Genomic DNA, 13970 nt, shown 5'->3' with positions numbered 1-13970 from the left:
ACGGCTGGATTTTTAGGCGTTTAGCAAGCGTTACTTTGAATTACTTCGAGTAGTTGCTTCCGAGAACTTTGCCGGTTGAATATTCAAGGGAAGATTATTTGGCCGGTCAGGATATCGGATATCGAATAGTTGACGTAGTTCGATGTATTTTTTAAGTTCTTTTTTTGGGTCGTACAGCGTATATTTTTCATTTTCCGATAGAACCGTGTAGTAGTCAGGGGCGTTGCTTACCCAGATGACATCGTTACCTTTTTCATAAGAATAGGTTTTGATGGTATTTAATAAATTGTGGATAAATTCCTTTTGTGTTTCATTTAATACTGGAATGTCTTTTAATACAATGTAATTGTTTTTGTTCTCATTGTAGAATTGAATTAAAGATTCGGCAATACAATGTTGAGACATGCTATCGTAAGCGAGTAGATAGGTCGGGTCTGTGTATCTGTTCGGTAAGTCTTTGTAACGTTCGTCTAACGAGAGTAGCGAATCGCATTGAGCAAGAGAACGATGCGCTAATCCGTAACTGCTGACGTTGTATAATATGTATTGGGCTTTTAGATTTTCAGCGTTCTGATACACGAATAAACCTTCGTTGATTGCGCCAAATTCGGAGGTATGGATACAAAAGTTGATGCGTATCGTATCCGATTCTTGAGCCATATGGTCTATCCAAAAGAAGACCGAAATAAAAATAACCAATAATTTCTTCATCATACTACTCAGATTAAAATGTCAGCCAATCCAATAGGAAAAATCTCACAAAAGGGTCCTTGTTGATAGGTATATAATTGTCCATACCGGGATAATGATATGAAGAACCTGTCCGTCCAACAACTATCGAAAAACCAGGTATCTGTAAATCTGAGGGGGAATGGTGTGCCCCTATGGATATATCCATCGTTGAGTTAGGAGGGTAAGATTGGTTAGGAGAAAATCTTATCCAATCGGTGTCAGTGCCTCCTAGATTTACCCATTCGACTCCTGGTTTAGCCCAATGTGTATGTGCGGTAGCATAATCTCCTGCTTTTTTATTTATTGACATACTGACATTTAGTTTATTTCCTCGTACCATACTGGCCCTGCCATTAGTATTTAAGATTACACCATATTCACGATGCCAGAATCTAGAGCGTTGATATGCTGTGTTAATTTTACAAAATTGTCTATACGTAATATTACTTCCTCCAACATGTTCGCCTCCGCCCCATTTCCATGATGCAAATGATAATCCATGATATAACCCGAATGACGTAAGTCCACTCAAACCAACAGAACTCCAATTGATGTTATGTAGATTACCGCCATTATACAATAATTGATGGGTGAAGTTAGCTGATGCACCTCCAGCCATAGCTCCCCAGCCTCCTCCAATTGCAGCGCCTGTTAAGCCACCAATACAACCTGCAAAGCCACCAAATATAGCTCCTTGTACAATAGCTTGATTATCCCAATTTGACGATAATCCGTTAAATCCAGCACCACTTATCATCCCTGCTGCAAGCCCAGATAATGATGCTCCACCGCCAATTGCACTGATTCCCGCAGCAGCGCTACCAGATAGGCTGCCAATTGCAGCTCCTCCTATAATATATCCGAATAATTCCCAACCAGTTGCTCCCTGATTTGAGCCTATTTTGTAACCTGTATATCCACCAACAATAGCACCTATAATTGCGGGAATAAACCAAGCTATTTTTCCGTCCGGGTCGATGTACTGTACCGGATTGTTGCCGCAGAAGATATAGGGGTTGGTGAACTGCATGGCCGGGTCCTGCGTAGTCCAGCGGCCGATGACGGGGTCGTACATGCGTGCTCCGTAGTCGAGCAGTCCGAGGTCGGCTGCGGCGAATGGAAGCTGGTACTCTTTCCCGTTGAAAAGGAACCGGTTGACGCGGGGAATCTCGTTCAGCAGGTAGTCCGTCCCCTCGTACCGCAGCCCGAAGGGATAGAAGTCGTTCCGGGCCAGTATGAACTTTTCGTCGTTATAGACGACCCGCACGCTTCCGAGGTAGTCGGTAATGTGGTAGAGGGGCATGTAGTCCCGCGTTCCGTTCTGTGTCGTGGTGACGTAGAACTGTCCGCTGCCGAAATCGATGCCGAGCAGTCTGCCCTGCATGTCGTATGTGAAAGAACCTTTGTATCTGAAGCCGTTGCCCCTGCTGTCGTGGCATTCGACCTTCGTACCGTCGGGCAGCCAGGTGTAGAGCGCTTTCGGCTGGTTGTCGCTGCCCGTGACGATTACAGGCAAATTTAAGTAATTATAATTAATAATCAAACCTTTTCGGGCGTCGTACTGCATATTCCCATTGGCATCGTAGGCATATGCGTATGTCGGGCCGCCCTGTTCCTTCAGACCGACCAGCCGGTTGCCGTCGTTGGTGTAGGTATAAGTATGGCTGTCGGAGGGCGCCGCACCCGTGCGTGCCATGGTCAGGATGTTGCCGTGCAGGTCGTACGTCGCCTCCTCATCGAAGCACATGTCGCGCTGGCCGTCGTCCGTAAGGTGGTAGGCGGCAGTCAGTTGTCCATATCCGTCGTACGTATAGCCGTAACACTGGAACGGGCTGTTCGAGTGCTTCCAGCGCGTCGCCGTGACGTAGCCGTCGTACCGGCCCGCATAGGAGAGCTCCTGTCGGAAGTAGGGAGACGCCTGTCCGGTGAGGCGGCCGTAGAAATCGTGTCCGTACGATTCCGTGATGCCGTCGGTCGTTTTCGAGGAGAGGCGGTCGAACTCGTCGTAGACGAAGGTGCTGACGGAACGTATGGCGGAGCCTTCCCGGTCGACGGTGGTTGTTTCGTTCAGCATGCGGCCCTGGGCGTCGTAGGTGTAGTCCACGCGCTTGAAGTCGGGGAGGTTGCTGTCCGGAATGCGGTGTTCCTCCACGGTGGTCAGGATGTGGCCCGCATCGTCGTATTTCACCCAGTAGCAGCTCGGATTACCCTCCCTGTCCAGCTCTTTGGTGAGGATGACGCGCCCTTTCCGGTCGTAATAGTAGGCCCGGTATATGTTATTGTCCGTCTCCTGAGGCGACACGACGGCCAGTTGCTGGAACGTCATGCGGCCGCGGTTGGTCGGAGCGAGCATATCCGCGGAGGCGATGCCGGCATAGGGCTCGAACGCGAGCTGCGACATCAGTTCCGCCGCAAGGCCGATGCCTTTGAGCGGCGTGCCGCTGCCGGGGAAGGCGGTGACGATTTCATAGGGGCCGCCCAGTGCGACCGTCCGTTCCACGAGTTCGAGACACGCTTCCGGAATGTAGTAGTAGCCCGTCTTGATTTTGTACTCGCTGCGCACGGTAGCGCAGTTCTCGAAATATTTGCCCTGCGGGTCGTAGACGGAGGGGAAGGTATCCGCCGTGGCGGCGATGCTGCCTATCTTGAAGTATTTTCCCTCCACGTACCGGGCCGACGTGACGGCCGGCCGGCCCTCCGGATAAGAGCCCAGGTCGGGATAGCCGCTGCCGGGAAATTTCGTGACCAGGTTGAACAGGCCGGGCGTATTGATTTTGATGAAGATGTTCTGTACGGTCTGTACCATGTTTTCCGGGATATAGTAGTAACCCGGTACGACGGTCGTGCCGTTCTTGACCGCGTACTCCGGCTTGACGGTTCCGCCGTCCACGAAGTAGGTCCACATGCCCGGAATGTCCCGGATACCGTAGCTCTCCATGCTGAAGGCGTGCGGCATGTAGAGATAAAGGTTCTCCCGGTACCGGGTGAAGGCTGCGGGAGCCTCGGTATGCTGCGGATAGATGTCGTAGTCGTCGTAACGGGCGCTCTCCAGATGGGCCTGGAGGACGAACAGGCTGCCGGAGAACGGAACGAGCGGAGTGTCCGTACCGCCGAGGTAGGGGTAGGTGTTGTCGAATCCGTCGGCATAGTACCGCTCCTGGATGGAGGCGCGTGTCAGACTGCCGGGCGTCTTCTCGCGCACGATGCACTTGTCGAGCACCCTGTCCTGCGTATCGTAGATGTAGTAAAACCAGGCGTTCGCAGCGCGCAGATTGCCGTCCTGGCTGAGTACCATGCGTCCCTGTTTGTCGTACACGAAATATTCGTCGGCTTTGCCCGGTTTCGAGGCGACGACCGTCCGGCCGTACCGGTCGTATTCGTAATAGTACCAGTATTTCTTGTAGCTGGCCGAGGCGGGGGTAATGGACATCTGGAGGCCCTTTATCTGTTCGTGTACGATGGGCGGGATGACGTAGCGTAGCCGTCCCAGCTCGTCGTAGGCATAGCAGGTGAAGCGGGGATTTTCGTTGCCTGTTACGGTGGATTTGGCGACGAGTCGCCCTTCGCTGTCCCGGTACTCCGTTTGGAGGGTCCGTACCCCGTCCGTCGCATAGTAGGCCGACTGCGTTTTGAGCAGGGTGCCGGCAGCATACCTGGTACTGCAGGAGAAGGAGCCGTCCAGTGCTACGGTATACTTATACACCTCCAGAGCCGTATTGCGGCCGTAGATATAGGCGGTGTAGTGGCCGGCGCTGCCGCCGTCGATGCTGTACTCCCTGCCCGGTCCGCCGGATTTGACGGGAACGCCGAGCGGCGAGGTGTCGTACTCTTTGGACGAGTAGGCAAAATTGTACTCGTTCGCCGTATAATACTCCCGGTAGAAGGCCTTCTGTTCCGCTTCGGGGTTCTCCCGGAGCGAGCCGCCGGTCTCTTCCAGCGTGTAGGGCAGGTAGGTGACCGAGTCGCCGCGGTTCATGCAGTCGTACCGGTAAAAACGGATGATGTCGTTGCCCGAAGGCGAGGCGGACAGGGCTGTCTCCTGTACGAGGCGGCCCGCCCGGTCGAAATGCGAAACCTTTTTCGTCTGCATGGTGCCGTTGTAGGTCGTTTCCTCCATTCTGAGGCCCTGAATGGCACCGGTGCTATAAACCGTCACCGGAGCCTGCGAGAAAGTTACCCGTACCAGAGCCGCCGGTCGGATGCCGCCGGTGAATGTGGTGTTGGCGATGACGTAGATATCGAGGGTATTGGAGAGGGCATCCATGCCGTTGTTCGGCTTGAAATCGAGTGTGAGAGCCGTTTTGCCTTCCGTCCAATCCGTGCCGAACTGTAACTGCTGGAGGCCTGTAAGGCGGGTTTCGACGCCGTAGCCCAACAACGGGCCGTCCGGCAGGCCGATGGCTGTGTACATCTTTTGTGCAACGGAAAGCAGGTCAAGTGAAAAAGTCTCTCCGGCCGGGGCTATCGTATGGGTGTGGTTTTCCTGATAGACGATGTCGTATTGCGACGCTTCGGCGGTCTGCCTGGCGGCAGCGGCCGGAATGCGTTCGTCTGCATGCAGCTCCGCGGTGCCGGATACGACGGCCGTACAGAGTGCGAATAGGGCGAGTCTTATCTTGTTTCTCATGGCTTCTGTTTAAAGATTGCTGGTATAATTGTCATAAATGAACCTTTTGACGACGGTACCGTCGTCGTCGCGTACCGTTTTCAGCAGACCGAATTTGTTGTAGTCGTAGTAGGTGGTCGTGCCGTTGACATCGGTTTCCGATATCTTGCCCACGCCGGGCGTGTAGGCGCAGGTGGTCATCTGTGCTCCGACCGGCAGGATACGGAGCTCGTCATATACATAGGCCGATGACGTCGGCAGGGTGAAGGGCGGGGTGTCCGGGCCGATGTCCATGCTGCTCTCCACGTACTGCCAGGCGGCCGGAGCGGCGGAGGTACGCGGCAGGCGCCAGTAGGAGACGATGTAGCGTCCGGGTTTCAGGTTCTTCAGCTCCACCGAATAGGAGCCGTTCAGTACGTATTCTCCGCTTTTGGCGTGGGCGCTCTTGAGTATGTTGGCCCCCGATTCGAAGCTGTCGTAGATGACCTGGTTGCGGCCGGATGCCTTGCTGTGGACGGCATTCGTTACGACGGCGACCGGCAGTGTCCCGTCGTAGCCGTACATGACTGACTGTACCGTGCCGTGCTCGGCGTGGGAGGAGAGCAGGGTGGGGCCGTCGTACTCGTCGTACCGGACGGTGGGTTCGTATCGGGAGTCGTACCTGAATTCGCTCGTGTACGGAGCGTTGTAGATGCTCGAATGGGTGAACGCCGTATGGACGATGGGGGCGTCGGTATAGACGGCCATCTCCGTCGCCGGAACGACTCCTGGCCTCTGTGGGTTGTCGGAGAGCGTTTTGTACAGCACGAGGTTGGCCGAAACGATTTTCCCGTTTCTGTATTTGACCGTTTCGATGGGAAGGTTGTACGCATGGTGGTCCAGCATCTGTTTTATCGCCGCCAGCATACCGTAACGGTCCGTAATGGTCGAACCGGTGATGTTGCCATAGTCCTTGGCGTATTTGATGCGGGTTTCATAGGTATTTCCGGCAGCATCTGTCGTGACGCTCTTCGTGGGAAGCATCCGGTTCGTGTCGTAGGTGAATTCGGTCTCCGAGGCGAGGCTGTATTTGCTGCCGTAAGTGGTGGTTTTGGAGACATAGACCGGTTCGCTTATCCAGTAATAGACAAAGAGCCGTTGCAGCGGAGTGTAGGGAACCAAACACTTTATCTTGGCCTTCGGTTCCCCGAACGCATACCGGGTGCTGGTGCCGGATACCAGATTGCCGTCGGAGTCGTACACCGACTGGGAGGTGAGCAGGCCGCGGCGCCAGAAATAGGAGGTGGGCGGTGCGAACGGCTCCATCCGGTTTTTCTGCGCTTCCGTAAGGGCGGGAGTAGTCGGGTAGTATTCCCATTCCGGGTCCAGATTGTCGATGCCCTCGTCGTAACAGTAGACGGTGTAGGAACCGTTGGGCATATACTCGGTTACACGGGAGTAGGACATGTGGTTGCCTCCGAAGTCGTACAAATTGTTGATGCAGCGGGAATATACCAGAATACGTTTTTCGCCTTGCGGCCCATTGGGATAGGAGTCGTAGTACCGGAATTTGTCTTGAAACGCCTTGCCGCTGGAACGTCCGTCCGGCAGGGTGTATTCGAAACGACGCACGGTCTGTTCGCCGTTGCCGATGAGTTGCGTGATGCTGGCGATGCGCAACCCGCCGAAAGGACGGTCTCCGTTCGCTGCGTCGGCTATCGAATTCAATTCGTAGTTGTAGGTGAAGCTGAAGCCGTTGCCTGTCTCTATGCCGGAGAGGATATTGCCTCGGGCGTTGGCGGTCGGGGTGCGGTCGTGGCCCGGTACGGCGATGCCGTCGATTTCTATCGCGGGCATGTAGTCATGGTATCCGTAGTCGCCGCGGTTGTTGTAATATCCCCAGTGGTCGAAGAAACTGTCGTTGTTGGCTGGGAATGCCGCCATGTCGAGGTAACGGAACTTGTAAAGGTAGAGCATGTCGTTGCCGTACCGTTCCCTGACGGCGGTCAGCTTGAGCGCTCCGTTTTGGAAAAAGGAGTAGTCGAAGTGGATGTCATTCGTCTGTCGGGTCGTGGCGTAGGTAGTGATGTTCTTTAGTACTTGATAGGTGGTGCCGAGTTTCAGGCTGGTGATGCCGTCGTACGTGAAGACGACCTTGCCTCCGCTCCATGTAATCTGCCGCAGGAATTTCGGAGCCGCGGCGGTGGCGGTCGTGTAGTCGTTCTCGAATTGGAGGAGCTCGTACCGGCCCTCTTTGAGCGCATAGAGGCCGACTTGGAACCAGTCCCGGGTGGTTATCTCGTTTGCGTGGGTTCCCGCTTCGTATGTGAACAGTACCTGTTCTCCGGAGAAGGGCGCGATTTCGTCGAGATGCCAGGTGGAGTTGTAGGTCAGGGTTTTGGTGTTGGTGTGGTTGGTATTGTCGTGGGTAGTCGCGGTCGTGACCTCCCGGCTCTCCGCCGAAGAGCCGAATTTGTAGAGGTTGCCCGCATTATCCCGTATCGTGAAACGGTTGTCCGTCGGTTCCGTGCCGCGTATGAAGGTGATGGCGAGGTCCTGATAGGGGATGGTGTGCGCTCCGCCGTCGTTGTCGAGTACGAAGATGCCGGAGTTGCCCGGTATTTCGAAATAGAAAATGTCCGGTTCGGTATCGAAATCGAAGAAAGGTATGTTTCCTTCCCGTTCTCCGTTCGGCAGGTACTCGAATACCCCCAGTTCATAGACTTCATTCAGCGTACTGTCCGTCTTGAAGAGATAATCCAGCCAGGCGGAGTTGTAGTGATAGAGTCGGGTCGAATCGTTTTTTATATAGGTGACGGCTGTTCGGCGCGACTGCTCGTCTGGATATTTTTTGACGATTCGGGTGATTTTTCCGCCTGCCGAGAGTCTCCAGCCGAGTCCTGTGGAGGTCGGGGTGTCGTTGACCTTGACGCCCGAGGTGTTGTAGCTCAGGGTTATCGGAATCGAGATTCCATTGGCCTGAACGGTGTAGAGCGGGGCCTGGACGTTCACGGTTCCCGTACGAGCGTCCGGCTGTCGGGCGAGGGGCTGAGCGAGTTGCTTTCCTGGGCGTGGAGCCGGTTCCACGGCAGGCAGGCGGCAGCGGCCAGCAGTAGCACTGTCCTGAGTCTTTTTAATGTTGCCATGTGTCCTGTTGTTTAATGGATTATTAGGAAAAGAGGGCTTCCGGCCGTGCCGGAATGCCCGCCGCCAAAATAGGACACGGCAACGGCCTGTGGATTCCACGGATTCGGAATTTGTATCGGGCTGCGGATTGGAAAAAACGGAAGAGGCGCAGTCCGGCTTGCTGCGGGACGGCCAGCCGTGCTGTATGGCCGGGTGTAGAGGCTTCGGTTTTTGCAGTGGGACAGCTTTGGCTGCGCAGCGGCGACCGGGCCTGTGCGGGTTGCTGTCCGGGGCTGAGTCTCGGGTTCGGTGCCCAGAAGACGACCGATATGAATCGGTGTCGGATGCTCGTGCAGTGCGGGAATGTGGGGGCTGCCTTCCGAATCGGTTGTGAACGCGCTTTCGGTATGCGGGTGAATGCGGGTTGCAGAGGTGAATGCGGGTTGCAGATAGGGCCTTTCAACCGGTTGAGTGCTCCCGGCGACGGTGCATTCATGCGTAATGAAGACCTCTTTGGGTATCGTCTGCCGGTTCCGACGGAACGTTGTTGGCCGTGCGCCTTTTCTGCGGAGAGGGACGGAGTCAGCCGGATATGGAAGACCGGCGCACAATGTGCGGCCGAAGAGGGCGGTTGGGGCCTGTCGGAGTCGGTCGAACCGTATCGGCCGTAGAGGAATGTAAATGAAAAAGCCTTGTAAATAGCTATTTACAAGGCTTCCGTTTTTTGCGGTATGGACGGGACTCGAACCCGCGACCCCCTGCGTGACAGGCAGGTATTCTAACCAGCTGAACTACCACACCGTGCTGAATTGCGAGTGCAAATGTACGACTTATTTTTTATTGTGCAAGGGATGTACGGGAAATTTGCGATAATTTTTCCGCTGTCGGTTCCGTACCGTATGAGTCGGGCCGAAAGAACCGTCCGTGTGCAGGAACGGTCGGGCGGTGGCCGGGCAGCAGGGAAACGGGGACGCGACCCTGTGTTCGGCCGGATTGAGGCCGTTCCTCCTGCCGACGGCCGCGCTTTCTCGCCGGGGCTGAGGGAAAATGTACGGTTTTTGAGGGATTGCTACAAAAATAGTGCATTTGAACATGAAACGGATGAGAAAGTATCTATTGATTCCGCTGTCGGCGGCGATGGTCGCCTGCGGACAGCATGTACGGTATGACCTTTCCGGTTATTCGGATACGGCGATATATTACGGCGGTGATATCGTCACGGTCGATGACGGACGGCCCGAGGTGGAGGCCGTACTGGTGGGCGACGGCAGGATAGTGGCTGTCGGCGGCAAGCGCGAACTGATGCGGAGCCGCCGGCCCGACACGAAATTGGTAGACCTGAAGGGTATGACGATGCTGCCCGGCTTTATCGACTCCCACAGCCATATCAGCTCGGTTACCAAGTTTCCCGACTTCTCTCCGGCGGAGGGGGTGACCTCCGTGGAAACGCTCGTGGAGTATGGCCGGCGGGAGTTCGATGCATGGTACGACCGTTCGGTAGCGGAAGGGACTTATGAGCCGGGCGACTGGTTCATAGGCAACGGTTACGACAATACGGTTTTCCCCGGGGCCGAGGGCCCTACCGCCGACGACCTCGACCGAATATCGGAGGAGGTGCCTGTTTGTATCATTCACATGAGCAACCATGTGGCTGTCGTGAACAACAGGGCGCTGGAGCTGATGGGGTATTCCCCGGGCAGTCCGCTGGTGCGGGAATACGCTGCGCTGCTGGGCCGTTATCCGGACGGCCGGCTGAACGGACTTTTGGAGGAGGAGGCTTATTTCCGGCTCTATTATGACCCGAATGTCTTGATGGATAATGCCGTTACGAATGCGCCGAGCGAAGAGGACGTCCTGCGGCATGCCATGCGCGTATATGCCTCGCACGGCATTACTACCGCACAGGACGGTGCAGGCAGTAATATTGCGGCGAGCGTGCGGACTATTGTGGAGCAGGGCGATTCCCTCATCATTGATATCAACAGCTACGGCGACCTCGGCAGCATGTCCGTCCCGAGCCGTGAGGCCGTTTACAGGGACGGACTGCGTCGTGCCGGTGTGAAACTCTTCCTCGACGGTTCGCCGCAGGCGAAGACCGCATGGCTGCTGGAGCCGTATTATGTCGTTCCGGCGGGCAAGGGGGCGGATTACGACGGGTTCCCGCAGATGACGGACGATGAGCTGTACGCCCAGTTGGCGGAGTGCCTCCGGAAAGGATATCAGGTGATAGCGCATACCAACGGTTCGGCGGCTATCGGGCAGTTTCTCGACCAGTATGCCCGGGCCAAACTGGTCACGGCAGCCGAGGAGGGTATGAAGCCCGTGCTGATACATGCCCAGACGATTACCGAGGAGCAGCTCGACAGGGCCGAAGAGCTTGGAGTGGACGTGTCGTTCTTCAACGACCATACCTATTATTGGGGCGATTACTATCTGACTTCGATTCTCGGTCCGGAGCTGGGACGGCGCATCAGTCCGCTGCGTACTGCCTTGGAGCGAAAGGGGCTTAATATCACCATACATCAGGACTCGCCGGTGGTGCCTCCGGACATGCTGTTCAGCATTTACAATGCCGTGAACCGCATTACCCGCAGCGGGCAGCCGATAGGGCCCGAGTATGCGGTAACTCCCATGGAGGCCTTGCGGATGGTGACCGTCAACGGTGCCAGACAGTACGGACAGGAGGACGACCGGGGTTCGATAACGCCCGGCAAGATAGCCGATTTCGTCATTCTCGACCGTAATCCGCTCAAGGTGCCCGGGACGGAGATAAAGGATATCGCCGTTGTCCGGACTGTCAAGAGGGGGAGGGTCATCTATCCGGCCGGCGGAGCCGATTAACGGTGTGTGCATGGAGGGCGGTTTCCTGCGGGGCCGCCCTCTTTTGGTATTGAACCGGAAATTCATTATCTTTATCTCCCGTTTGCAACGGGAACCGGTTCCGGCTCCCGATAAACATGCAGGTTACGATGAAAGAGAAAGTGAGAAGTTCAGCGAAAGGCGGCGTGCTTCCCGGTTTCGAGGATTTTACGGTCTATTCCGACGTCAGGTATTTACCCGTCGGCTGTCACCCCGCCTATCTTTCCGAGGGTTTCGTCGGGGTTTGTACCGGAGGCAGTGCCGTATTGGATATCTTTTCCGTCAGGCGCAGGGTGTCGAAGGACGACCTCGTGGTGGTGATACCCCACATGTTCGCGGTGCTGAGCGAGAAAAGCGACGATTTTGCCATGCTCTTTTTTAAAACCTCGTACACGCTCTTCATGGACGTTCTGAGCGGGATGTGCCGTCCGACGCTCGATTTTTTCTTCTACATGCGCCAACACTATGTTTTCACGCTGGTGGAGAGCGAGGTGGAGCGGTTTCGGAACTTCGTACACGCGCTTGCGTGCAAGGCCGGTTCGGAGACGGGACATATCCGCCGCGAGTCCGTCATCCTGCTGCTCCGGGTGTTCTATTGGGACATATTCGTACAGTTCAAAAAGGAGGCGGTCCGGGGCGGTATCAGATACGGACATAAGGAGGAGCTCGTCTATAAGTTTCTGAACCTCGTGACGGAGCACTACTCCACGAATCGTGAAGTATCCTTTTATGCCGACAAGCTCTGCATCTCGCCGAAGTATCTCACGATGGTGGTGCACGACGTCACCGGCAAGTCGGCCAAGGAGTGTATCGTGGAGCATACGCTGCTTGAGATAAAATCCCTGCTGCGGGATGCGTCGCTGGACATCAAGGATGTCGTGAGATTGGCCCGTTTCTCCAGCCAGTCCCTGCTGAGCCGTTTTTTCAGAAAGCATACGGGGATGTCGCCGTCGCAATATAGGGAGCAGGCGCATCTGTGAAAGAGACCGACCGCTGTTTCCGGGCGAAAATCCGTGTCGAGATGTGCCGAAATTCGGTTTTTGGGGACTATAACGGAAATAAGCCTTATAGTACGGTTTTCATTGTTTATCTTTAAACCGAAAAGATAGGCGGCATGGACGCCGGTACCGAAACGGATTGTTGACAGACGGCCGTTCCGCTTTCCGGGTCCGGCGATTCCCGCGGCGGCGGGAGCGACACGGAAGGCCGGTGCCTATCGGAAAGGACATGTGGCAGGATTAAGAGAGTAAGTCGTTAGTCTATTAACGTTTATTTTGGAATCTGTAATCTAATTGGGGTAAGGTTAAAAAGGTTGGATTCTGACGTATCATGCGGATGTATCTCGATTGCATCCCGAATTCGGACTTACTCTCTTTTTTCGGTCGTGCCGCAGCAGGGTTTTCGGAACAACGGCGGGAGTATTCCCGTGATGTGTATTCGTCGTACAAGAACGCGCCAAATAGAGGAAAGCTCTCACACTCACTCTCACACTAGAACTTCTCACTCTCTTTCCTCTATTTTTGGCGTTCTTTTTTCTCTTTCTGCCGGTGGTTGCCTTTCCTGCCGCTCCCGGTGAGGGGATTTGCCGGAAAATTCGTACATTTGTCATTCGGATTCGAGGCAGGAAATGATGGACGGTATCGGAATGGCATATAGTTGCAATATTAACTTCGAAAGGCCGGAAAGGAGAAATTCCGGTCTTTTTTAATCCTCTTTGTGAAATGGCTATCGACGACAATGCGGTGCGTAACAGGGTGCTGGTAAGAACCTCTTGGATAAGCACCGTAGGCAATGCCGTGCTCTCTGCGGCGAAGATAACGGTAGGTGCTTTGGCAGGCAGCCTGGCCGTGCTGGGCGACGGCATCGACTCGGCCACCGACGTGGTCATCTCCGTGGTGATGATATTTACCGCACGCATCGTGGGCAAACCGCCCACCAAGAAGTATCCTTACGGATACGAGAAGGCGGAGACCATTGCTACCAAAATTCTTTCGCTTATCATCTTCTATGCCGGCGTGCAGATGCTCGTATCGTCCGTTGAGAGCATGTTCTCTCCCGAACCCAAACTGATGCCTGCACCGGTAGCCATCTATGTTACCCTGTTCTCCATCGTGGGGAAGCTGCTTCTGGCGCTCTATCAGTACCGGCAGGGCAAGAGGGTGCAGAGCGCCCTGCTGACGGCCAATGCGGTGAATATGCGCAACGACGTCATCATTTCGCTGGGGGTGCTCGTGGGGCTCGTTTTCACCTTCGCGCTGGATATGCCGGTACTCGATACGGTAACGGGCCTTGTGATAAGCCTTTTCATTATCAAGTCGTCCGTAACGATATTCATGGATTCCAATGTGGAACTGATGGACGGCGTCAAGGACGAGACGGTCTATGCCCGGATATTCCAGGCCGTGGAGGCGGTGCCCGGTGCGCACAATCCCCACCGGGTGCGTTCGCGGCAGATAGGCAACATGTACATGATTGCGCTCGATATCGAGGTGGACGGCACGATTTCGGTGACGGAGGCCCACCGGATAGCGAACGAGGTGGAGCGCAGCATCAAGGCGCGGATTGACAATATTTACGATATCGTCGTGCATGTCGAGCCGGAAGGGGTGCATCACGATGCGGAGAAATTCGGTATCGACCGGGGAATGGTCTGACGGGTATCGTTCGG

The 13970-nt window shown here is 55.1% G+C and carries 8 protein-coding genes and 1 tRNA gene; 4 read left to right on the top strand and 5 right to left on the bottom strand.

The genetic code is table 11. The features are described 5' to 3' along the window. Positions 1–30: 30 nt before the first annotated feature. Genes BQ5361_RS05975 through BQ5361_RS10685 form a run of 4 tightly spaced genes read right to left on the bottom strand, consistent with a single transcriptional unit; the run spans position 31 to position 8463 of the window. Positions 31–714 carry a histidine kinase gene (locus BQ5361_RS05975; protein ID WP_035472610.1) on the bottom strand — a complete coding sequence of 228 codons (684 nt, stop codon included), beginning with the start codon at positions 712–714 and terminating at the stop codon, positions 31–33. A gap of 10 nt (positions 715–724) precedes the next feature. Then, on the bottom strand, positions 725–5359 hold the full coding sequence (locus BQ5361_RS05970) for an RHS repeat domain-containing protein (protein ID WP_035472607.1): 4635 nt from the start codon (positions 5357–5359) through the stop codon (positions 725–727). 9 nt (positions 5360–5368) lie between these two features. Then, the gene (locus BQ5361_RS05965) at positions 5369–8329 is read right to left on the bottom strand and encodes a hypothetical protein (protein WP_071424977.1); all 2961 of its coding nucleotides are present in this window, start codon (positions 8327–8329) and stop codon (positions 5369–5371) included. Beyond that, positions 8326–8463 carry a hypothetical protein gene (locus BQ5361_RS10685; protein WP_154818439.1) on the bottom strand — a complete coding sequence of 46 codons (138 nt, stop codon included), beginning with the start codon at positions 8461–8463 and terminating at the stop codon, positions 8326–8328. The genes BQ5361_RS05965 and BQ5361_RS10685 overlap by 4 nt, the downstream gene beginning before the upstream one ends. Before the next feature lie 216 nt (positions 8464–8679). On the opposite strand from BQ5361_RS10685, the gene BQ5361_RS05960 reads away from it, so the two are divergent. Next, positions 8680–9114 carry a hypothetical protein gene (locus BQ5361_RS05960; RefSeq protein WP_143047525.1) on the top strand — a complete coding sequence of 145 codons (435 nt, stop codon included), beginning with the start codon at positions 8680–8682 and terminating at the stop codon, positions 9112–9114. Between the two features lie 56 nt (positions 9115–9170). On the opposite strand, the gene BQ5361_RS05955 is transcribed toward BQ5361_RS05960, so the two are convergent. Then, positions 9171–9244: transfer RNA gene (locus tag BQ5361_RS05955), tRNA-Asp, on the bottom strand. 291 nt (positions 9245–9535) lie between these two features. Between BQ5361_RS05955 and BQ5361_RS05950 the strand changes: the two genes are divergently transcribed. The 3 genes from BQ5361_RS05950 to BQ5361_RS05940 all read left to right on the top strand — a co-directional run bounded on the left by BQ5361_RS05950 (position 9536) and on the right by BQ5361_RS05940 (position 13956). Continuing rightward, positions 9536–11284, top strand: coding sequence for an amidohydrolase (locus BQ5361_RS05950; protein WP_081976809.1), 1749 nt, complete (start codon positions 9536–9538; stop codon positions 11282–11284). A 128-nt stretch (positions 11285–11412) separates the two neighbouring features. Then, complete coding sequence (locus tag BQ5361_RS05945; protein ID WP_022064421.1) at positions 11413–12282, top strand: helix-turn-helix domain-containing protein; 870 nt, start codon at positions 11413–11415, stop codon at positions 12280–12282. 741 nt (positions 12283–13023) lie between these two features. Further along, positions 13024–13956, top strand: a complete 933-nt coding sequence (locus tag BQ5361_RS05940; RefSeq protein WP_035472600.1) for a cation diffusion facilitator family transporter — start codon at positions 13024–13026, stop codon at positions 13954–13956. Positions 13957–13970: the final 14 nt, after the last annotated feature.

It is taken from the genome of Tidjanibacter massiliensis (assembly GCF_900104605.1).
Taxonomy (GTDB): domain Bacteria; phylum Bacteroidota; class Bacteroidia; order Bacteroidales; family Rikenellaceae; genus Tidjanibacter; species Tidjanibacter inops.
The sequence above is the reverse complement of the archived record's forward strand: the minus strand, read 5'-3'. Positions and strand labels throughout refer to the sequence as shown.